Raw genomic sequence first — 21,407 nt, 5'->3', positions numbered from 1 at the left:
CGGAAAGCAAGCACCTGGCGCAGAGCAGGAACGCTCAAGTGCGCGGACGCGGTTTCAGGCGTCAGCGAAGCGTGGGCTCGGGCAGGTGCTGTTCCGGGGAATCAGCGCAGGAGGTGCGGCGGCGTACCGGCCGTTATCCCGGGGACTGGCCCAGGCAGGGCGAAGTCCCGGGGAACGTGGTTCCGGTTAGCGGCGCCGTGGAGAACCGGGGAAGGCGGCGGACCGCCACCCGGTGCCGACCAGAGCAACGCGCGCAGCACCAGCAAAGGCCGGGAATGCATTGATGGGGGTGTTCCATTCGCCAGTCAAAGTCATCATTTTCCCAACCTCCTTTTCTGCTGTCCGCTGCGTGGTGTGCAATGCGGTCTTGGACCCGGGCAGATTGCCGCGGGGTCAGGAATAAAGGTACCCCAGGAATCCGCGAAAGGCCAGCAATTCCCGGGAAATGCAGAAAAGTTTTTTACTAAAGGCGATTCAGAGACCCCAGCGCACAATAGCGGGCGTCTTCTTATCCCAGCCCAGGGTGCATACTTTGGCGGTACCGAGGACAAAGTGGCGGCCTTCCGTGGGCGGCAATTCCAGCCAGCGCGCGGTAAGGATCCGGGAGAAATGACCGTGCGCGACGATCAGCACATTGTCCATCCCGGATTCCAGGATCCGGCCGATGATCTTGTCCGCCCTCGCGGCCACCTCATCAAGGCTTTCACCGTTGGGAACGCCGTGGGTCCAGATCAGGTAGTCGGGATTGTCCTTGCGGATCAGGTCCGAGCTGATGCCTTCGTAGTCCCCGTAGTTCCACTCCACCGCGAGCGGTTCGTGCCGGGCATCCGGGAAACCGGCGAGCTCGGCAGTGCGCCGTGCACGCCGCAGCGGCGAGGTGAGCACCAGGTCGAAGTCGACGCCGTCCAGGACCTTGCGTGCCTCCACGGACTGCTGTTCGCCTTCCACTGTCAGGGGGAGGTCTGTGAGGCCCGTGTACTGCCCGCTCTTGGACCATTCGGTTTCACCATGGCGGAGGATCCACAGCTGGGGGCGCGGAGCGAAGGCGGGATTGGTCATTTGGACTCCTCAGCGGGTGAAGGTTCGACGTCGGCGGGAGGGGTTCCGGGCTCGGTCCCGGCAGGTGCTGATTCAGGCTGTTCGGCCCACCAGCGGAGCAGGCGCGCCTCGGCCTCGTCCGCGGGCAACGGTCCGTGTTCCATCCGCTCATTAAGGAGGAACTTGTAGGCGCGGCCCACCACGGGGCCCGGTTTGAGGCCCAGCAGCTCCATGATCCGGGCTCCGTCCAGGTCCGGGCGTACTGCGTCCAGGGATTCCTGTTCCCGGAGCGCCGCAATGCGGGACTCAAGGTCGTCGTAAGCGAAGGACAGCCGGTCGGCCTTGCGCTGGTTTCTGGTGGTGACGTCGGACCGGGTAAGCCGGTGCAGCCGTTCCAGCAGCGGGCCTGCGTCGGTGACGTACCGCCGGACAGCCGAGTCGCTCCAGCCGGCATCGCCGTAGCCATAGAAGCGCATGTGGAGTTCCACCAGCCGTGCAACGGCCTTGGTGGTGTCATTGTCGAAGCGCAGCGCCTTCATCCGTTTGGAGGTGAGCTTGGCACCCACCATGTCGTGGTGGCGGAAGCTCACCGCCCCGCCCGGTTCGAACCGGCGCGTCGCCGGCTTGCCGACGTCGTGCATCAACGCCGCGAAGCGCAGCACGAAGTCCGGGCCCGGCACAGGGCCTTCGGCGTCCGTTTCAAGCTCCGCTGCCTGCTCCAACACCTGGAGGGAGTGCTGGTAGACATCCTTGTGCCGGTGGTGCTCATCGGCTTCGAGCCGGAGGGCGGAGACCTCGGGCAGCACATACTCGGCCAGCCCCGTGTCCACCAGGAGGTCCACGCCCACGCGAGGCCGGGCACCGCAGATCAGTTTGACCAGTTCATCCCGCACCCGCTCCGCGGAAATGATCTTGATCCGGTCAGCCATGTGGGTCATGGCTTCGCGGACGTCGTCGCGGACCGAGACGCCCAGTTGCGCGGCGAAGCGCGCCGCCCGCATCATCCGCAAGGGGTCATCTGAGAAGGAGGCCTCCGGCGCCCCGGGCGTCGCCAGCAAGGAGGCATGCAGGTCCCGCACCCCGCCGAACGGATCCACCAGTTCAAGGGAAGGCAGTTTCAGTGCCATGGCGTTGATCGTGAAGTCGCGCCGCAGCAGATCGTCGGTGAGGGAGGTACCGAACGCCACCACGGGCTTGCGGGAGTCGGGATCGTAGGCCTCCGCCCGGTAGGTGGTGATCTCGATCTGGAAGCCGCCCTTGCGCATGCCGATCGTGCCAAACGCGCGCCCGATCTCCCAGAAGTTGTCCGCCCACTTCTTGATCAGTGCCACCGTCTGGTCCGGCGTGGCATCCGTGGTGAAGTCGAGGTCGGGGGAAACCCGGCCAAGGAAAAGGTCGCGCACCGGCCCGCCCACGAGGGACAGCTCGTGGCCGGCATCCACGAACCGCTGACCGAGCTCCAGGACCACCGGGTCCACCTTGAAGTCAACGGTGTGGGAATCAATCTTGTGATGTGCGTGCGACATAGTTCCTTAAGCTTGGCAGAAACCAGCGGCGCGGCAGTCCAAAAAAGCGTCAAGATCAGCGCTGATTGACGTTCCCGGCCCCAAAATGCGTCACATCCCGTCCATGTTGGTGTCATGTTCCGGTCATCACGAACGGGCAACAGTCGTTAGAGTGGACTCCATGGCCCATCCAGTACCGAGCGCTCCCGGCAGGAGGACGAACGCACCATTGCCATCGGCAATCGGGGCGCACGTTGCCCCTGCCCAGCAATCGGCACCGGCCTCGCTGCCAACGGTTGAGGAAGTCTCGGCCGGCGGCGTTGTGGTGGACACGTCCGACGCCGAATTGAGGGTTGCGATCATCGCCCGCCTTAATCGCGGCGGACGGTTGGAATGGTGCCTCCCCAAGGGGCATCCGGAGGGCAAGGAAAACAACGAGCAGGCTGCCGTCCGCGAAATTGCCGAAGAAACCGGCATCGAGGGAGACATCCTGGCGCCCTTGGGCAGCATCGACTACTGGTTCACGGTCAGCGGCCACCGGGTCCACAAGACCGTGCACCACTACCTCCTGCGCGCCACGGGAGGCGAGCTCACCATCGAGAACGATCCCGACCAGGAAGCCGTGGATGTGGCCTGGGTGCCCATCCAGGAACTGGCCCGGAAGCTGTCCTTCCCCAACGAACGCCGCATCGCGGACCTTGCCCGCGAGGTCCTGCCCGGACACCTCTAAGCCCGGACGCCGCCGTCGTCATTGCGGTGTTACGGGCCGGTGGGTGAGACGATGAACTCGATGTCAGCTACCAACTTTCCTTCCGACCGGTCCGGCCGGCCCGATGATGCCGCACCCGGCGACGCCACCGCCGGGGCGGCCGCACCGGAGACCGCGCAGCCCGCGGCCGCGGGTCCCAGCGAGTCCCGTTCCAGCGCCATCATGGCCGCAGGGACGCTCGTTTCGCGTTTCCTGGGCTTCGGTAAGACCTGGATGCTGGGCACCGCGCTGGGCCTGGGCTCGACGGTCAACGACACGTTCATCAACGCCAACAACCTGCCCAACCTGATCTTCCTTTTGGTTGCCGGCGGTGTCTTCAATGCCGTGCTGGTCCCGCAGATCATCAAGGCAAGCAAGGCCCCGGACAGGGGAGCGGACTACATCAGCCGGCTGCTGACGCTCGCTGTCCTGCTCCTGTTCGGACTGACGGCGCTGGTGACGCTGGCCGCGCCGGGGGTCATCGAGCTGACCACCCAGGGATATTCGCCGCAGCAGAAGGCCCTCGCGGTAACGTTCGCGTTCTGGTGCCTGCCGCAGATCTTCTTCTACGGCCTTTACGCCCTGCTTACCCAGGTCCTGAACGCCAACGGCGCGTTTGGTCCGGCTATGTGGGCACCCATCCTGAACAACCTGGTGGCCATCGCCGGCCTGGGCATGTTCATCTGGATCTTCGGGACCAACGAGTTCAGCGCCCACACCATCGATAACTGGGGCTCTGCGCAGACTCTCCTGGTGGCCGGGTTCTCCACCATCGGCGTACTGTCCCAAACCGCCATCCTGCTGGTGCCGGTCTTCCGTCTGAAGCTCGGGCTCCGGCCCCGGTTCGGCTGGCGGGGCGTGGGGCTGGGGCACGCTGCGCGGCTGAGCGTATGGACCCTCCTGACGGCCGCCGTCGGGCAGCTGGCCTTCCTTTATGTCATGCGCATCGCCACCATTCCCGGCGCTGAACGCATCCGCTTGCAGGAGGCGGGGGACCCGTCCGCCTCCACCCTCCCCGGCAACGCGGTCCTGGAGGTGGCCAGCCAGCTGTACCTGCTGCCGCACTCGATTATTGCCCTGTCCCTGGCCACCGTCCTGTTCAACCGGATGACCCGGGCTTCGCAGGACGGCAACCGGGCGGAGCTTCGTGACGCACTCTCGCACGGGCTGCGCACCATGGCCGTCGCCACGGTGTTCGGCGCCTTGGCGCTGTTTGCCCTGGCGGGTCCACTGGGCATGTTCTTCTCCGGCGGCTCGCGCCAGGACGGCGTCATGCTGGCCCAGACGCTCACCATCCTTGCCCTCAGCACCCCCTTCATGAGTGCCAACTTCATGATGTCCCGGGTGTTCTATGCCAACGAGGACGCCCGCACGCCGTTCTACGTGCAGCTGCTGCTGGCTGTGGTCTATGTAGCCGGTGCGTTCGCCATCCAATTCCTGCCGGTGGGCCAGATCATCTACGCCATCGCCGTTTTGTATATGGCGGGCAACATCCTCTCGGTGGTCATCAGCGCGGTCTTCCTGCGGCGCATGCTGGGCAGCCTGGACGGTCCGCGGATCGCCAATTCGTACATCCGCATGGGCTATGCGGCCCTTGGCTCCGCCGTCGCCGGTTCGGCCGCCCTCTGGCTGCTGGGCAGCTACAACCCTGATGGTTTCGCTTGGAGCGGCCGCCTCCAGGCCCTGCTTACGGTCGCGGTGGCAGGGCCTGTCATGCTCGGCGTCTACTTCGTGCTCCTTCGGCTGTTCCGGGTCACCGAACTGGGCGACATGCTCCGGCCGCTGCTGGGCCGGCTGGGCCGCGGGGGCCAAGCCCCCGCTGCTGAAGCCGGGGACGCGCCGTCGTCCGCTCCTGCCCCAGGTTCCTCCGGGCACCGTCCTGAACGGGCCACCACCTCCGTGGACACCGGCCTCATTCCACGGATTTCCGGCGAGTTCGATGCCGTCTCGTTCCGTGCGGGCCCGGATCCGGAGCGCGGCGTGCGCCGCCAGGACCTGCACGACGACGGCCGCCAGCAGGTGCCGGTGGCCGAGTACCTGCCTGGTGAGGAGCAGCCCGCCACGGCGCGTGGGGGCCTGCTCAGCGAACAGATTCCCCTTCCGGGCCGCCGGACGTACCAGGGCAAGGCCGGCGAGAACCCGTACTTCAAGAAACGCCGCCCACGGAAAAAGTGATGCCGTTGCGGTCTGGCGCCGGTCTTCTCCACGGCCGTCCGGGGCTGATCGGCTAGGATCGAACAGGTACAGGGGTAGTTGCAGTCAGGGTTCGGCCGTGCGCGGCGCCTGATCGGCGGTTGCGTCATTGAGGCCGGCAATCCCGGACAGTCTAGGAGGAACACGTGTCCAACCCGATCGATGTCGGATCAGTACTGGGTGGCCGTTACAAGGTCACAGCCACGGTATTGGCCTCCCACGACCACGATCTGGTGCTGGACGGCGTGGACCAGGTCCTTAACCGGCCGGTCAGCATCCTGGTGGCGGGCCCGGAAAACACCGAGCAGGTTGCCCAGAGCGCCCGCGAAGTGGCCACCGGCGAACGCCCCGGCACGGTACAGGTATTGGACCTCGGCGTCACCGAAGACACCACTTACCTCATCACCAACCACACCTCCGCCGCAGACCTCCTGGATCTTGTGGTGGCATCCAACCCGCCCTACGTCGAACCGTTCTTCACGGACACGCTGGGCAGTGAGATCTTCGGCCAGGCCCGTTCCCACGAACCCGAGCCCTACGACGAGGAAGACAACGTCGACGCCGGGTACATCAACTACGCCGACTCGCACCCGAGCCAGGTTGATCCTTATCCTTCCGCGCCGGCCGCGCCGCCAAGGCCCACGGTCCGGCCCGCAAGCCAGGCTCCCGCTGTACCCCCGGGTTCAGGCCGCACCGGTGCCGCTGGCGCCGCAGCTGCAGGTGCAGCAGCAGCCTCGGCAGCCTCGGCGGGACGACGACCGGCCGACGTGGATCCCGATGCCACTGCCGCCCAGCCCGTACAGCCTGCAGCCGAGCACGCCGGCTTCGAGCCGGCAAACACTGCGGATACGGACACCGGTCCAAACGACACCACGCAGGCACATCCACAGCAGTCCGTTTCGGACGGCAAGCCGAAGGTTTCCTTGTGGTCTGACGACGACTACGCCCAATCGGGCGACGACGACGATCACCAGGACGGCGACGCCCCGCAAGAGCCCCGCAGCGGCAACGGCAGGTCCGCCCTGTTTGCCCGTGCGGCGGCCCCGGCCGCTGCCGGCACCGCATTTGCCGATCGAGACGACGACAACGACCATGATGAGTCCGACGACCAGCCCCGTTCCATGCGCTGGCTGGTTGGCGGCCTCCTTGCCGTTGTGCTGATTGCAGGCCTGATCTTCGCCGTCACCAACCTTGGCAGCCTCTTCACCCCAGGGCAGCCCCAGGCCAAGTCCACTCCGCCCGCCAGCACCAGCGCACCGCAGGCGTCTGCATCGGCCACCCAGGCGGCCCCGTCAGCTCCGCCCGCGGTACCGCCCGCTATTGAAAGTGTGACCCGGCAGGGGAACTTCGACTTTGCTGCCACATTCGATGGCGACCTGGTCAAGGCTTACGACGGCAACAACGCCAGCTACTGGTCCGACATGGAGTTCGCCACGGAGAACTGGGGTGGCCTGGCCCCGCAGGGAGTTCCGCTGGTGGTGAAGCTGAAGAGCAAGGCCACGGTTTCTTCCATTACGCTCTCCCAGCTCGGGGGATCCGGCGGCAACATCACCGTGTACACCAACGACCAGCCATCCCTGGATGGAGCCAAGTCCATTGGCACCAGCAGTTTCACCTCCACGGACCTGAACATGCCCCTTCCCGAGCCGGTCCAGGCGCAATACGTGATTGTTTCCATCAATTCGCTTCCCAAGCTGGCGGCTCCAAAGACCCGTTACGGTTACGGTCTCCGCCTGGCAGAAATCAAGGTCCAGTAAGCCTCGACGCCGCGGTTGTTACAGCCGCGACAGGCGCCGCGCGCGGGGAATGTAATCTGGAAAGAGCGCCCTGCGAAGGATAGTCCTGTACCTTTTGCGGTGGTTCACCTTGTCCGGGCGCTGGAATATTCAGCACGCGGGCACGGTTGTGCCATGTGGCCGGCCTCCAAAGGGAGGCGAGTCGAACAAGGAAGAGGTTCACGTTCCAGTGACCATCGCAGAAAACACGGCGTCCGACGTACGTGATGTCATCATCGTAGGCTCGGGACCGGCAGGGTACACGGCGGCCGTGTACACCGCACGGGCAAACCTCAAGCCTCTGTTGCTCGCAGGTTCAGTGACTGCAGGCGGCGAGCTGATGAACACCACGGACGTGGAAAACTACCCCGGTTTCCCTGAAGGAATCATGGGGCCGGACCTGATGGAGAACTTTGAGAAGCAGGCCGCCAGGTTTGGAACTGAAATCCAGTTTGAGGATGTCACCGGGCTCGACCTCCAAGGACCGGTGAAGAAAGTCACCATCGGCACGGGGGAGACCTTCAGCGCAAAGGCCGTCATCCTTTCCACCGGGTCGGCCTACAGGGAACTGGGGCTTCCCAACGAAAAGCGCCTGTCCGGACATGGTGTCAGCTGGTGCGCAACCTGCGATGGTTTCTTTTTCAAGGACCAGGACATTGCCGTCATTGGCGGCGGCGACTCAGCAATGGAGGAGGCCCTCTTCCTCACAAAGTTTGCGAAATCCGTAACGGTTGTACACCGCCGTGATTCGCTCAAGGCTTCCAAAATCATGGCGGACCGTGCACTCGCACACGAGAAGATCACTTTTGCGTGGAACAGCACGGTAGAGGACGTTCTCGGCGAGGACAAAGTCACCGGACTGCGGTTGAATAACCTGGTGGACGGGTCAGTGTCTGAGCTTGCCGTTACGGGTGTCTTTGTCGCCATCGGCAACGATCCCCGGACCGATTTGGTCAAGGACGTCCTGGAATTGACACCCGAGGGCACCATCGCCGTGGAGGGCCGGAGTTCCCGGACAAGCCTCCCGGGTGTGTTCGCTGCCGGCGACGTTGTTGACCCGACGTACCGCCAGGCAATCACCGCTTCCGGTTCAGGATGTGTTGCGGCTATTGACGTCGAACACTACCTGGCCGATCTGCCCGCATAATCCGCGACACTGTTATCCGAAGAGAAAGACAAGGTTATGAGCAACGCAAAAGATGTAACTGACGCAAGTTTCGGCACTGACGTCCTGTCCTCCGAAAAGCCTGTCATCGTCGACTTCTGGGCTGAATGGTGCGGCCCCTGCCGTAAGCTTGGCCCGATCCTTGACGAGATCTCGGTCGAGTACAGCGAGAAAGTCGACGTCGTCAAAGTCAACGTGGATGACAACCCGGCAATCGCTGCCGAATACGGCATCACCTCGATCCCGGCCGTCTACCTGTTCCAGGGCGGCGAAGTGAAGAGCACTGTTATCGGCGCAAAGCCGAAGCAGTTCTTTGAGAAGGAATTCTCTGACGTCCTCTCCTGAACTGCAGCCTATTTGGCTTCACCTGAAGTAGGTCAAAGAGTGGCTCCCGTCGCCTGGCGGGGGCCATTTTTTTGTCCAGTGCCTGCCGTGCTTGAGCGCCTACTTCTATCCAACCCTGAACAATTCGGCACTGCGTGGGTAACCGTAGATCGTTGTTGACAGGTACGTTTCACGTGAAACGCCTTCGCGCACGGTCCCGTCTCCCTGACCCGATTGCACGTGGTCCCTTGTCGATGGTTCCGACCTGTAGGACGTGGGGCATAGATGCGGGGGGAACTCTAACTCCCATGGGCGTCTATGGCCACCAGCTACGCCACGCCGGTGCTGTGCCGAATAGACATAGCGTCTCACCTCAAGCTGTCCAAGGCCGCCATCTCTACATCGCGGGACACTGGCACGGTAGCGTACGAGGGTGCGCCAGATGTGAGCCGGATGTGTGTGAGGTTCCAGGGTTTCACGTGAAACATCGTAGACGCTGTCACCCAAATGGCAAGCGTCGATGGGGTCAAGCGATCGCGTGCCGTCTACGGGACACAGCGGAGGGGAGTCTCGGCTTGGATAGTGCGAGGCGAGTCATTTGGCATATATTTCTGCGCAAAACTGGTGATTGCTCGTGCTTCCTGTGAGAAGCAAAATCATCAACTGCACACATCGAGAACGGACGATTGATACTTCTGGTCTCATTCCCATCGCTCCTACGAAGTCCAAGATCAAGCTGAAATCGGAACTGGCATCAGCGACCGCGCGAACCGGTGAGCTGAAAATTGCTTAGGCCCAGACGAAAAACACAAATGTACGGCGCGTCCATCCATGGCCGGGGGAGAGTGCTGTCCTGCCTAGCTCCTTCACAACTTGACGCTCCGAATCCTGCTCCGGACCCGGGCATACACGCTTCAGCCGGCAAGAATGCGGTCCATGCGGGGACGGGGTTCTCAGACAGACCGCCCTCGGACCTTCAAGGTCGCTTGCCTAGCGCTTGGGGGAGACCAGGCGGAGCCGCGCCCCCTCTTTACGCTTTCCTGACCCGGACCAGCGGGCCCCACCCGGTGACACGGACGCATGAGCCAGATCCTCGTCGGGTCGTGAGCTCGCCCAGGGGGCGTGCAGCGCTGTCACCGGTACACCGCGTCAATGATCGAACGGCCCTCCAACGCATCGGATCGACGCCGAGCCTGAGAGCTCTTTGGTTCGTCGTCGTTGGCTCGCAGTTCAGCGCACACGCCCTTACACGGCAGTCATCCCGACGCGGCTATTCATTGATGACTTCACATTGCTCGCGTACGGCCGCTGAGGTCGACTTGGTCTGGGAGAGGGTCGATGTTTCACGTGAAACGAAGGCGCGCTCCGATATCCCTCTTGATCTTATGGGTGGGGTGGGGGCATGCCGCTGCCTGCATCCGACTGGTATTGGGAGTTGGCACGTCCAAGATCTACCTGCGGGGCACCGCTGGATTGGCCGTGAGCGGTGCGACATGAAGACTCCGCCTCTTACACGGGCGGCATTCCTGAGGCTCCTCACGCGGAACAGTGTTCGCCCCCATGGGCTCCGGCTGGGGCAGTTCAACTTCGAAGATACCTTGGATCTCGTATCCACCCCGGATCCAAGTTCCCCTCTTGGTCAATTTGCAGCGACATCACCGAGGGCCTTGAGCTGGCAACCGATCCGCTCTTTGGCAATCCCGCCTTGAGTTATGCACGCGTTATCCACAGGACCTCTGTCGAGTTATTCACAGCGATATCCACAGGCGGCCTGATCATCGATTCCAGGGATTCTCAGATCCTCAACGGCCTATTCGAATCCCAAGGTGTTCGTGTAGACACCATGTCCGCCTATTCCCGGGAACGAACGCGAAAAGGTACTAGCTGATCTAGCTCATACACGCCGGAAATGTTGTCATTTTCCACTTAAAATGTGCGCTTATCGCTGCCCTGCAATGCAACACGATGTTTCACGTGAAACGCCAGGGTTGCGGTCACGCCTAGGGGTTACGTTGCCGCAACGTTTGTAGCCTTCCCCCAGCCAGTCGCGGAGCACAAGATGCTGCGAAGCTTTGGATCAGGGACAGAACTTATTCACAAAGTTATCCACAGGAATATCCACCTATGATCTGCCGCCGAGCGAAGCAGATGAAACGCTCCGGGGGATCGCCCGTTGCGCTCCGGGTACTTCGAGGGTTCCCCGGTGCCGATACATTCGCGCCGAGCTAGGCCGCCTTCCCGGTGCAACGCGACTGCTCCAAACAACGCTGCCTAACGTCGACGCACGGCGTCCAGGCGGTTGTTGAGATTCTTAAGGACAGCAGCCTCCCGCGGCGCCAACCCGACGTGGAAGAGCTCCGCCCGGCAAAGTGTCGGTTGGGCGCCGAAACGAAGCAACTACACCTCCGTGAACCCTCCAACCCCCATCCCGGAGCGCAATCCCAACACCGCCGAACAATAGCCATCGGCAGCTCTGTATTCTGCAGCGCCGCTAGGAGGTAGTGCGGTGCCACACCCCTTGCCTCTGTGCCAAACCCAGAATGGTTATCCAGGACGACGCCGAAGGCCGGGGGACAGGGTCACCGCGGAGCAGGTATCGAAGGTTGGGGACTCACGGTGCCCATGCTCATCGCAAGGACTCCGTGCAAGTGACCGTGCAAACCCGTTCCAGGGTGGCACACGCCCCAGGGCAGCGTCGAGGCGACATTGATCCGCCTTCCACGAGACTCTTCCACGACCTAAGTAAACACCGTATGTCTGTTCCGATACTGCGTATTGGGCGCACTCAGCAACAGCAAGACCGCTTAGGTCATACTCCTGATCAGTGCGGGGCCCAACGCGCCCTCGCAGTTCTGCTTCTGCACTCCAACTTACTGAGCGAGTACCCAATGGAGGACAGCTCAGGAACTACCGGTCCCCAACGAAGACCGTGGAACCCAGGGTCGAACCTGCACTCGGTGCACTTCCCATCTACGCCGCGGAGAAGCACGGGACGCTGCGGGACATCCACGCCGCATAGTGATTTCAGAGGTGGTGGATTGGAAACATCCGTCCTTGCCGGCCACGAGGTCCGCCCCGCTCTCGGGTCCATCCGCAGTGCAGCGCGTGAAGCTGGATGCGCGTGCTCCGCCGGCTCTTTCAGAGTTCCGATTCCCCATGCGAAAGACAGTATCGACTAGGTGTGTTTCACGTGAAACACATATCTAGATTGCGGCGGCCACCGCCCGTAGCTGCGCCGTTTCACGTGAAACATTCACGGCCAATGCAGGCGCCCACGCCACGGTCTCCGCACACACGGAACCACACGGATGGCTACTTTCGACAAAGTACATCCCAATAATCCATCGCCAAATAGAGAAACTCAGGAAAAGCAGTAGTAGTGCATACATCAGCCGAACTCTCCCGTATCGGGGCACTCGACCAAATCGCACAGCCTGATTTTGATAGTGCACCACCTGACCTGGCTAGATCCGACACCTGTGTCACGAGATGATCGAAGACACCAGCCTGGTGATTTCTGTTCAGGTGAGTTCTTGGCTTCGTGGCACAAGGACCCGCGAATGATCAGTGTTAGTGATGCCCGGTTCACAGCAGTCCGTTAGCAGCACGGTGCGGCTTCGGCGAAGTCGGTGGCCCTACAACGCGCGCAAGAACCGCAGACGTGGCATATCACCAACCTAAGGACACAACTGTCTTTGAAGACACAACCGTCTTTGAGGACAGAACCGTCTTTCGATATTGACGGGAATCCATCACCAGGTAGCCCAATCGAATAGTCTCCGTAAAACATGATGACTTTCTGCGGCAGGACCATGGCATTTAGGCCTGCCGATGACAGAAGCACATTCGCCCGCGAACTATGGCACTCAGGCCCATTCCGCACACCCTTGAGAAGAGTGAACCGGCCGCGGATATAACCACAAGGTAGATGCAATTGGCCGGCACATCAAGGAGCGCAGCACATTGCTCGCGTTTCACGTGAAACAACGGACGGAAGTGCACTGCTAGTGCGGCTCCGACACCTCTAAAAATCGTCTTCCATCCACACATCTCTGTGCGCCGACGTCAGAAGGGTCTCGACCGAACATCCGGAAGCAGCGGTTCAGCTGCACCAGGAGAGCCGCTGAAGAGCCGGGTGCCTTCCAATAGCCCTGATCCTGGGCCTGGTATTCGCCCTATGGGCCCTCACGGGCACCGCAAAGCCCCGATCCGACGGTTTGCCACAAACTACCCGCACCACCCCCGACCAGCCCAGAGAACGCCGGCTGTACGTCCTACGCCCAGCGGAACGTGGGCAAACCCAGACTAATATGCCGGCGAAGCAGGCAAAGTACATCCTTGCCGCCACATCCGACGGTCGGATGCGGCAATGCTCCATAGCGGGGACCCAGTAAGCAGGCAGACGAATTCGGGCCATGACGGGTCCTAAACCGAGTCAGTTCTCGCCAGCCCCGGCGACCTCGCATCCGGGGGCCGTCTTGCCGACCGTCCCAGGAACGCAAACAGGCCCGATTCGCAGTGAATCGGGCCTCCCTAGGCTCCAGTAACGGTGAGCGCTAGTTGGTCGCTCCCGGCGCCAGCACATCCATGATTCGGTTGAGGTCCTCTACGCTGGCGAACTCGATGCTGACTTTACCTTTTCGGACGCCAAGGGAAATCTTCACGTTGGTGTCCAGCCGGTCCGAAAGCGATGACGCCAAGTAGTCGAGCCGTTCATGCCGCGCCCCGGGGCGGGGAATGTTGTTTTTGGCCGGTTTAGCCGGGTCCTGGTAGAGCGTGACTGCTTCTTCAGTGGCGCGCACGGACATGCCCTCGGCCACGATCTTCTGGGCGAGCCGTTCCATGGCCGCTGCATCCGGCAGCGAGAGAAGAGCACGGGCGTGGCCGGCCGACAGGACGCCCGCGGCTACGCGGCGCTGCACGAGCGGCGGCAACTTCAGCAGGCGAAGCGTGTTCGACACCTGGGGACGCGAGCGGCCGATCCGGTCAGCGAGCTGCTCGTGGGTGGTACCGAAGTCCTCGAGAAGCTGCTGGTACGCCGCCGCCTCTTCCAGGGGATTCAGCTGGCTGCGGTGCAGGTTCTCCAAGAGGGCATCGCGCAGCAGGTCGTCATCGGTGGTGTCACGGATGATGGCAGGAATGGTCTCCAGCCCTGCCGCCTGGACCGCCCGCCAACGGCGCTCACCCATGACCAGTTCATAGGGTTCACTACCAGATTCAGTTGATGTACGAACGACAATTGGCTGCAGGACTCCGATTTCACGAACGGAGTGCACCAGCTCGGCCATGTCGTCTTCATCAAAGACATTTCGGGGCTGCTTACGGTTGGGGTGGATGTCGCCTACCGGCAATTCCGCGAACCGTGCCCCTGGTACCTCAACCAACTCAACGCCGGATTCCGGGGCCGCTGATGCTTCCACCTTGTCCGCTGCGCCGGCTTCAGCCGGTTGGGGTGCCTTCGCCGGTGGCGTTGAGGGGGCGGGCCCATCCGCAGCCTTGGAGCGCAGGCCCGGCGCCTTCTTGGCAGGGGCCTTCGTGTCGGCTGCCCCGTTGGCGGCCGCGGCCGTTTTGGAGGGCTTGTCGGTGGCCGTCGATTTTGCGGGGGTAGTCTTCGCTGCAGAAATCCGGGCCGCGGGAGCTTGGCCTTCTTTTTCCTGTGCCTTGGCTGCAGCCGGCGGTGCAGGCTGCTCTACGGGTTCGGTCTTCTTCCGGCCTTCCGGAAAGAACAAGTCCACTGGCCGCGATTGCGCTGCACCGTTGGCAGAACCATTGGCTGCGGCGGAACTTGGAATCAGCGCGCCAAGACCGCGGCCTAAGCCCCGTCGCTTCTCGCTCATGGGTAAATCCCTCCAGTGGTGAAGCCAGGATGACCCGGGCCTCCATGCGTTGCGGTATTGAAGATTCTAGCGTTCCGCTATTTCAGCGGCGGCTTCCAGATAGGACAGGGCACCACTCGAGGACGGGTCGTAGGTCATGACCGTCTGCTGGTAGCTGGGCGCTTCAGAGATCCGCACCGAGCGGGGAACGACGGCGGAAAGCACCTGTTCAGGGAAGTGCTGGCGCACTTCAGCAGCAACCTGGGCAGCGAGGTTGGTCCGGCCGTCGTACATGGTGAGCAGGATCGTTGAAACAACGAGGTCCGCGTTGAGATGCTTCTGGATCATCTCGATGTTCTTGAGGAGCTGGCTGAGGCCTTCCAGGGCGTAGTACTCGCATTGGATAGGAATCAGCACTTCACTGGCGGCGCAGAAGGCGTTGACTGTCAGGAGGCCGAGGCTGGGCGGGCAATCGATAAAGACGTAGTCGAGGCGCTCTTCGCCGTTCTTTTCGCGGGTTTTGGCGTACACGTCGATAGCGCGCCGCAGCCGTTGTTCCCGGGCGACCAGGGAGACGAGCTCGATCTCGGCACCGGCCAGATGGATGGTGGCCGGGGCGCAGATCAGCTTCCCGATGTCCGGGCACGGAGCCACAACATCCGCCAGCGGGATGTCGTTGATCAGGACGTCGTAGATGCTGTCCACATCGGCGTGGTGTTCAATGCCGAGGGCGGTGGAGGCGTTTCCCTGGGGGTCGATATCGATGACCAGGACGTTGAGTCCGGCGGCCGCAAGGGCTGCGGCAATGTTTACGGTCGTCGTGGTCTTGCCCACGCCGCCCTTCTGGTTGGAGACGGTGAAGATCCGGGTCTGCTCCGGACGCGGGAGCTGGCGACCCATCAGGCGTTCCCGGCGTTTGGTCTCGTGTGCGAGCTCACGGGCGATAGGACTCGAATCGTCAATGGCATCGATGACGTTCGACCTACCGGAAGAGGTTGTTTCACGTGAAACTCCACTTCCAACGGCACCGGTGGCCGGCCGTGGATGGTTTCCGCCCCGGGCCGGGGCCATTCCCAAACCGGCCAACCCGGACCCAGCGACGGAACGTGCCGACCCCAGAGACACAAACGGCGGGATCCGTTGTGCGGAGGCTTCACTACTCGTCACTGGGGCACACTCACTCTCGTTCAGCCAATTTTGCTGCCGTTGTCTAGCCTAACTGCTCCACCCGTCTGACCACCGTCAGTGGGCCCACTTTAGGACTTCTTTTGGGACTTGTTCACTACGATGCGCACCACGGTGGTGGGCTCTTCAAGGATGTTGTCACCGACGGTGACCACCGATGTCTGCACACCGCCAAGCTTGCGGATGACCTTCGCGGCCTTTTCGATCTCTTCCCCGGCACTGCGGCCTTTGATGGCCACCACCTCACCGTGTCCGGCGAGGAGCGGGATGGTCAGGCCTGCGAGGTTCGTCAGGGCTGACACGGCACGGGCCGTGACCACGTCGGCGTCCACCTGCCCCACGGCCAGTTCGGCCCTGGTACGCATGACGGTGACGTTGTCCAGGCCGAGGTCGTCCACCACTTCCTGGAGCCAAATAACCCTTCGTTCGAGGGGTTCGATGAGCGTCAATTCGAGGTCTGGGCGGGCAATGGCGAGGCAAAGGCCAGGCAGGCCTGCGCCGCTTCCGACGTCGGCAACGTGGCTTCCCTGGGGGATCTCACTTTCGATGACCGCGCAATTGAGCACGTGGCGGCTCCACAACCGGGGAACCTCGCGGGGCCCAATCAGCCCGCGTTCGGTCCCGGAGGTGGCCAGGTGCTCAACATAGCGTTTGGCCAGGTCCAGGCGGTCGCCGAAAATCTTCTCAGCAGCCCTAAGCTCTGCTGCCGTGATATCAACCATGGTTATCGTGCTGGCACTCTCTAGTCTGCGGAAACCACAATGTGGCGTCCGGAGCCTTCACCCTCGGACTCACTGACCAATCCGAGGTCAGCCACGGCGTCGTGCACGATCTTGCGCTCGTAGGCACTCATCGGCTCAAGGGCAACCGGCTTACCGGTCTCCTTGACGGATGCTGCAGCATCTTCGGCGATCTTCTGCAGGTGGCCGGTACGTTCCTGGCGGTAGCCATTGATGTCCAGCACAAGCCGTGAACGGTTCTCCGTAGCGGAGAGTACGGCCAGCCGGGTGAGCTCCTGGAGAGCCTCAAGCACCTCGCCGTCTTCCCCTACCAGGCCTTCGAGGCCCTCGGTTTCTTCCTCCGCGACGATGGAGATGTAGGTGCGGCCGTTGCGGACCTCGATGTCGATGTCGCCGTCGATGTCGGCGATGTCCAGCAGTTCCTCCAGGTAGTCTGCGGCGACGTCGCCCTCTTCCTCGAGGCGGCTGGCCGCAGAGGCCTTAGTGGGGGACTCGTCCTGGTCTGCAATCTCTTCGGAAAGGACGTGCTCGGTGCTCTCGGCTGACATTACTTCTTCTTCCTGTTCTTACGCTGGGGCTGGACGCGCTGTCCCTTGGCTTCCACGGCGGCAGCCGCGGCGGCGTCGGCTGCTTCATCCCGCTTGCCGGTGAGGACGGAAAGGGCCGGCAGGCCCTTGGCTGCGCGGCGTTCGGCGAGGGCCTTGGCAGCGGGGGATCCCGGCGTCGGCATGCGGCGGATCACGAAGAACTGCTGTCCCATGGTCCAGAGGTTGGTGGTGGTCCAGTAGATCAGAACGCCGATGGGGAAGTTGATGCCACCCACGCCGAAGACTACCGGCAGGATGTAAAGCATCATTTTCTGCTGCCGCATGAATGGGCTGGCCATGGCTTCTTCAGACATGTTCTTGGCCATAATCTGCTTCTGGGTGATGAACTGGGACGCCGTCATGGCCAGGATCATCACGATCGAGAGCACCACCACGGCTGTGTTCCCGGCACCACCGTGCAGCAGGGCGGCGGACAGCGGCGCACCGAAGATGCTGGAGGCATCGAACTCCACTACCTGTTCGTGGCTCATCGCACCAATGCCGGCTCCCTGGTCTTTCGCCTGGGAAATGCCCGAAAGCACCTGGAACAGTGCGAAGAAGAAGGGCATCTGGATCAGCATGGGAAGGCAGGCGGAGAACGGGTTGGTGCCGTGCTTCTTGTACATGGCCATCTGTTCCTGGGCCATGGCCTGGCGGGACAGCTGGTCCGTCTTGCCCTTGTACTTGTCTTGCAGCTTCTTCAGGTCGGGCTGCAGCAGCTGCATGCCGCGCTGCGCCTTGATCTGCTTGACGAATACGGGGATCAGGGCGGCACGGATCACCAGCACCAGTCCGATGATGGACAGAGTCCAGGTCCAGCCGTTTGCGGCGGGCATGCCAATGGCGCTCAAGCCATCGTGGAATCCAATCATGATGATGGAAACCAGCCACTTGAACGGGGCCATGATTGTTCCAAAGAAGTCCATACTTATCCCTATTCGTCAGGCCGCACTGCGGCCTTCTTCATCAGTCCGAGCAACCAGGTACCGGTCCGGATTGTTCAGCACAACAATTGTGGGGGTTCGGCCCGCAGGCCATTCCCGGCCGCCGGCGGGGACGTGGTCCACTCCGCCGGCATTCCATGGGTGGCAGTGGCCAAGGCGCCTGACTGCGAGCCAGCTTCCCTTCACAGCGCCGTGTACGGTGACCGCTTCAAGGGCATAGGCCGAGCATGAAGGGAAGAATCGGCAGACGGGGCCGTACAAGGGAGAAACCACCTTGCGGTAGGCCATCAGCAAGAGAATGAGGATGTTCCGGGGCAGGTTCCAGAGGAACTTTGCGACGGCGGCGGTCACGTTCCGGATGCGGGCGACGGCGGCAGTGGTGCTAGGCACGCGTTGTCCCCTCCCGTGTTGTACCGGCCGAACCTTTGGCGGCAGGCCGTGGTGGCCGTCCGGCCAGCCGGTTCTGCGTTGTTTCCAGTGCTGCGTTGTAATCCGCCAGCAGTTGATCCCAACTGGCAGACGCGGAGGCGGGCAGTGCCCGCACCACGATGGCGAGTCCAGTTGCGTGTTCACTCAGTGAGGCGGCAGCCGCTTCCCTCAGTCTCCTCTTAACGAGGTTCCTGACCACGGCGTTCCCTACACTCTTGGAAACAATGAACCCGATCCGGCTGGGTTCGTCGGCAGCGATGGCTGCCGCATATAACACTACGTTCCGGCGTCCATTGCGGACACCGGAACGTACGGTTATTGAAAAATCGGTTGCAGTCCTCAGGCGGTTGCGGGCGGCCAGCACCTTAAACTCGCAAAGGGATGTCTACCGACAAGTCAGTTATTTAGGCCGAAAGCTCGGTGCGGCCCTTGCCACGACGGGCTGCCAGGATGGCGCGGCCGGCACGGGTACGCATACGAAGGCGGAAGCCGTGCTTCTTGGCTCGACGGCGGTTATTCGGCTGAAAAGTCCGCTTGCTCACGTTAGTTACTCCAGTGGATCAAAGGTGCGCCCACCCGATCAATATGGGGAAGAACTGGCCGACGCTAAGTTTTGTATATGCACGCTTCCCCCGGCTGTCCAAGCGCACTGCGCCTGGAAGTTCAGATGGGGCCAAAAAGCGGACACAAAGGACTTCACAACGTTAGGGCAATTCGAGGCCCCGAGTCAAACCGCGAGGGCCCTGCGGTGCTATCCCCAGCTGTGCCTAAGTATCCCAACAGGCTGTGGATGAAGTGGCTCACAGGGGCCTCCAAGGAACCACAACCGTGTAATTATCCACAGCCGGATAGCCAGCTATCTTCTAGGCTTTTGATCCCCTAGAGTGTCCCAGTAGCCGATTATCCACGGACTGTGCATAACCCTGTGGATTAAGTTGGGCCAGCAGCCTGGTTCCGGACTTGGGCTGCAGGCAATGCAGGCATAGCAAGTTTTGAGGGAACCGATTGATGACAGTAGACGAAGCCAACCACGCCAATACTGTCGGAAGTTCCTGGCGCCGGGTTGTCAGCCTGCTGGAACAGGACCACCGTGTTTCACCGCGCCAGCGGGGTTTCGTCATCCTCGCCCAGGCCCAAGGCCTGATCGGCTCCACCCTCCTGGTGGCCGTCCCCAACGAGCTCACCCGCGAAGTGCTCCAGACCCAGGTCAAGGACGCCCTGGACGATGCTCTGCACAATGTCTTCTCCGAGGACATTCGCTGCGCCATCGACGTCGACACCGATCTGGTGCCCATCCACGAAGAGCCCGAACCCGTCGTCGAGCCTGCGTTCGCACCGGACCAGCTGATCGAACAAAAGCCGCAGCCCATGCTGCCCAGCACGTCGCATGAATTCGGCCGGCTGAACCCCAAGTACGTCTTCGACACGTTCGTCATTGGTTCCTCCAACCGATTTGCCCACGCAGCCGCCGTCGCCGTTGCCGAGGCACCCGCCAAGGCCTACAACCCGCTGTTCATCTACGGCGACTCCGGCCTCGGCAAAACGCACCTCCTGCACGCCATCGGGCACTACGCCCGCCGGCTCTACAGCGGGATCCGGGTCCGGTACGTCAACTCCGAAGAATTCACCAACGACTTCATCAACTCCATCCGGGACGACGAAGGCGCCAGCTTCAAAACCACGTACCGCAACGTGGACGTCCTGCTGATCGATGACATCCAGTTCCTGGCCGGCAAGGACCGCACGCTGGAGGAGTTCTTCCACACGTTCAATTCGCTGCACAACAACAACAAACAGGTGGTCATCACCTCGGACCAGCCGCCCAAGCTGCTCGCCGGGTTCGAAGACCGGATGAAGTCGCGGTTCGAATGGGGACTGCTGACAGACATCCAGCCGCCGGAACTCGAAACGCGCATCGCAATTTTGCGGAAAAAGGCGCTCAGCGAGGGACTGTCGGCACCTGATGACGCCCTGGAGTACATCGCGTCGAAGATTTCCAGCAACATCCGCGAGCTTGAGGGCGCCCTGATCCGCGTCACCGCCTTCGCCAGCCTCAACCGGCAGCCGGTGGATGTTGCGCTTGCGGAAATGGTCCTCAAGGACCTGATCACTGACGACGGTGCGCAGGAAATCACGTCAGCGCAGATCCTCCAGCAGACCGCTGACTACTTCAAGCTCAGCATGGAAGAGCTCTGCAGCAAGTCCCGCACCCGGACCCTTGTCACCGCCCGCCAGATCGCCATGTACCTCTGCCGGGAACTGACGGACATGTCGCTCCCCAAGATCGGCCAGGAACTCGGCGGCCGCGACCACACCACAGTGATCCATGCCGACCGCAAGATCCGTGAGCTGATGGCCGAACGCCGTGTGATTTACAACCAGGTGACGGAACTGACCAACCGGATCAAGCAGCAGCAGCGCGACTCCTGAATCCACACCGGGCCACGCACTCTATACCTTATTAACAGGGGCATGTGGATAAGCCTGTGGATACTTAAGGGGACAAGCGCGCTTAATGGGCTTAAAACCCTTAAGCCGTCTGTGGATCATCAAAAATGGCTCTTTGGGTTGTCCCCATCCACACCCTGTTTAAAACCCAGGTAACGCACAGTCCGTGAACAGGGCTTAACCCCGGAAACGTGGGCCAGGATCGGGTTATCCACAGTTTCCACAGCAGTTATTAACACTACGAATCCCAAAAAATTGAATTCCCTCAAACAACAAGATCCATCGGCACCTCCACCGGGCGGGCCCTCCGGCCCCTGGAAGGGCCGGGCCGGGTGCTTGGGGATGGGTTAATCGCGGTTCTTCCGGCTAAGCTGTCAGCAGCGCTCCCATCCCTGGGTTTTGTGTGGTTTCCGTCTGCACGGACCATGCACCGGCCGCGGCGCGCACAACATCTTCCGGAGTTTCACTGCGAAGTTCCCGGGTTACATGGCAGCAGCAATGAAAGGCGGC

At 62.1% G+C, this 21,407-nt stretch carries 16 protein-coding genes; 6 read left to right on the top strand and 10 right to left on the bottom strand.

The features are described 5' to 3' along the window. Positions 1 to 474: 474 nt before the first annotated feature. Both C563_RS0114685 and C563_RS0114680 read right to left on the bottom strand, forming a co-directional pair. The gene (locus C563_RS0114685; RefSeq protein WP_018762828.1) at positions 475 to 1,059 is read right to left on the bottom strand and encodes a histidine phosphatase family protein; all 585 of its coding nucleotides are present in this window, start codon (positions 1,057 to 1,059) and stop codon (positions 475 to 477) included. Next, positions 1,056 to 2,564 carry a CCA tRNA nucleotidyltransferase gene (locus C563_RS0114680; protein WP_018762827.1) on the bottom strand — a complete coding sequence of 503 codons (1,509 nt, stop codon included), beginning with the start codon at positions 2,562 to 2,564 and terminating at the stop codon, positions 1,056 to 1,058. Before C563_RS0114680 ends, C563_RS0114685 begins: the two co-directional genes overlap by 4 nt. Positions 2,565 to 2,772: 208 nt before the next feature. Between C563_RS0114680 and C563_RS0114675 the strand changes: the two genes are divergently transcribed. The 5 genes from C563_RS0114675 (at position 2,773) to trxA (ending at position 8,769) form a co-directional block, all read left to right on the top strand. Further along, a complete protein-coding gene (locus C563_RS0114675; RefSeq protein ID WP_018762826.1) occupies positions 2,773 to 3,273 on the top strand; it encodes an NUDIX hydrolase in 501 nt (166 codons plus the stop codon). Between the two features lie 60 nt (positions 3,274 to 3,333). Beyond that, positions 3,334 to 5,466: a murein biosynthesis integral membrane protein MurJ gene (gene murJ / locus C563_RS0114670; RefSeq protein ID WP_018762825.1), complete on the top strand. Its 2,133-nt coding sequence runs from the start codon at positions 3,334 to 3,336 to the stop codon at positions 5,464 to 5,466. 164 nt (positions 5,467 to 5,630) lie between these two features. After that, positions 5,631 to 7,241, top strand: coding sequence for an ABC transporter substrate-binding protein (locus tag C563_RS0114665; RefSeq protein WP_018762824.1), 1,611 nt, complete (start codon positions 5,631 to 5,633; stop codon positions 7,239 to 7,241). Positions 7,242 to 7,449: 208 nt separating this feature from the next. Continuing rightward, positions 7,450 to 8,406, top strand: a complete 957-nt coding sequence (gene trxB, locus C563_RS0114660) for a thioredoxin-disulfide reductase (RefSeq protein WP_018762823.1) — start codon at positions 7,450 to 7,452, stop codon at positions 8,404 to 8,406. Between the two features lie 36 nt (positions 8,407 to 8,442). Further along, a complete protein-coding gene (gene trxA, locus C563_RS0114655; protein WP_018762822.1) occupies positions 8,443 to 8,769 on the top strand; it encodes a thioredoxin in 327 nt (108 codons plus the stop codon). A gap of 4,535 nt (positions 8,770 to 13,304) precedes the next feature. Here the strand turns inward: trxA and C563_RS0114645 are convergent. The 8 genes from C563_RS0114645 to rpmH all read right to left on the bottom strand — a co-directional run bounded on the left by C563_RS0114645 (position 13,305) and on the right by rpmH (position 18,991). After that, positions 13,305 to 14,585 (bottom strand): ParB/RepB/Spo0J family partition protein, encoded by a 1,281-nt coding sequence (locus tag C563_RS0114645; RefSeq protein WP_026264882.1) that lies wholly within the window; start codon positions 14,583 to 14,585, stop codon positions 13,305 to 13,307. A 66-nt stretch (positions 14,586 to 14,651) separates the two neighbouring features. Beyond that, positions 14,652 to 15,731, bottom strand: a complete 1,080-nt coding sequence (locus tag C563_RS0114640) for a ParA family protein (protein WP_269208836.1) — start codon at positions 15,729 to 15,731, stop codon at positions 14,652 to 14,654. A gap of 89 nt (positions 15,732 to 15,820) precedes the next feature. Beyond that, positions 15,821 to 16,471, bottom strand: coding sequence for a 16S rRNA (guanine(527)-N(7))-methyltransferase RsmG (gene rsmG, locus C563_RS0114635; protein ID WP_018762818.1), 651 nt, complete (start codon positions 16,469 to 16,471; stop codon positions 15,821 to 15,823). Between the two features lie 20 nt (positions 16,472 to 16,491). Continuing rightward, positions 16,492 to 17,037 (bottom strand): Jag family protein, encoded by a 546-nt coding sequence (locus tag C563_RS0114630; protein WP_018762817.1) that lies wholly within the window; start codon positions 17,035 to 17,037, stop codon positions 16,492 to 16,494. Then, positions 17,037 to 18,002, bottom strand: coding sequence for a membrane protein insertase YidC (gene yidC / locus C563_RS0114625; protein WP_018762816.1), 966 nt, complete (start codon positions 18,000 to 18,002; stop codon positions 17,037 to 17,039). Before yidC ends, C563_RS0114630 begins: the two co-directional genes overlap by 1 nt. 15 nt (positions 18,003 to 18,017) lie before the next feature. Beyond that, positions 18,018 to 18,410 (bottom strand): membrane protein insertion efficiency factor YidD, encoded by a 393-nt coding sequence (gene yidD / locus C563_RS0114620; RefSeq protein ID WP_018762815.1) that lies wholly within the window; start codon positions 18,408 to 18,410, stop codon positions 18,018 to 18,020. Next, positions 18,403 to 18,813 (bottom strand): ribonuclease P protein component, encoded by a 411-nt coding sequence (gene rnpA, locus C563_RS22250; protein ID WP_081624186.1) that lies wholly within the window; start codon positions 18,811 to 18,813, stop codon positions 18,403 to 18,405. Before rnpA ends, yidD begins: the two co-directional genes overlap by 8 nt. 40 nt (positions 18,814 to 18,853) lie before the next feature. Further along, the gene (rpmH, locus tag C563_RS22245) at positions 18,854 to 18,991 is read right to left on the bottom strand and encodes a 50S ribosomal protein L34 (protein WP_003800212.1); all 138 of its coding nucleotides are present in this window, start codon (positions 18,989 to 18,991) and stop codon (positions 18,854 to 18,856) included. Between the two features lie 466 nt (positions 18,992 to 19,457). Between rpmH and dnaA the strand changes: the two genes are divergently transcribed. Next, on the top strand, positions 19,458 to 20,879 hold the full coding sequence (gene dnaA, locus C563_RS0114615; RefSeq protein WP_018762814.1) for a chromosomal replication initiator protein DnaA: 1,422 nt from the start codon (positions 19,458 to 19,460) through the stop codon (positions 20,877 to 20,879). Positions 20,880 to 21,407 lie beyond the last annotated feature (528 nt).

The sequence above is a fragment of the Arthrobacter sp. 135MFCol5.1 genome, assembly GCF_000374865.1.
GTDB lineage: Bacteria > Actinomycetota > Actinomycetes > Actinomycetales > Micrococcaceae > Arthrobacter.
The sequence above is the reverse complement of the archived record's forward strand: the minus strand, read 5'-3'. Positions and strand labels throughout refer to the sequence as shown.

Excerpts from the sequence above, each read along its gene's own strand:
- rsmG (WP_018762818.1), bottom strand. The coding sequence starts at position 16,471 with ATGGTTGATATCACGGCAGCAGAGCTTAGGGCTGCTGAGAAGATTTTC.
- C563_RS0114630 (WP_018762817.1), bottom strand. The coding sequence starts at position 17,037 with ATGTCAGCCGAGAGCACCGAGCACGTCCTTTCCGAAGAGATTGCAGAC.
- murJ (WP_018762825.1), top strand. The coding sequence starts at position 3,334 with ATGTCAGCTACCAACTTTCCTTCCGACCGGTCCGGCCGGCCCGATGAT.
- C563_RS0114680 (WP_018762827.1), bottom strand. The coding sequence starts at position 2,564 with ATGTCGCACGCACATCACAAGATTGATTCCCACACCGTTGACTTCAAG.
- trxA (WP_018762822.1), top strand. The coding sequence starts at position 8,443 with ATGAGCAACGCAAAAGATGTAACTGACGCAAGTTTCGGCACTGACGTC.
- dnaA (WP_018762814.1), top strand. The coding sequence starts at position 19,458 with ATGACAGTAGACGAAGCCAACCACGCCAATACTGTCGGAAGTTCCTGG.
- C563_RS0114645 (WP_026264882.1), bottom strand. The coding sequence starts at position 14,585 with ATGAGCGAGAAGCGACGGGGCTTAGGCCGCGGTCTTGGCGCGCTGATT.
- yidC (WP_018762816.1), bottom strand. The coding sequence starts at position 18,002 with ATGGACTTCTTTGGAACAATCATGGCCCCGTTCAAGTGGCTGGTTTCC.
- C563_RS0114685 (WP_018762828.1), bottom strand. The coding sequence starts at position 1,059 with ATGACCAATCCCGCCTTCGCTCCGCGCCCCCAGCTGTGGATCCTCCGC.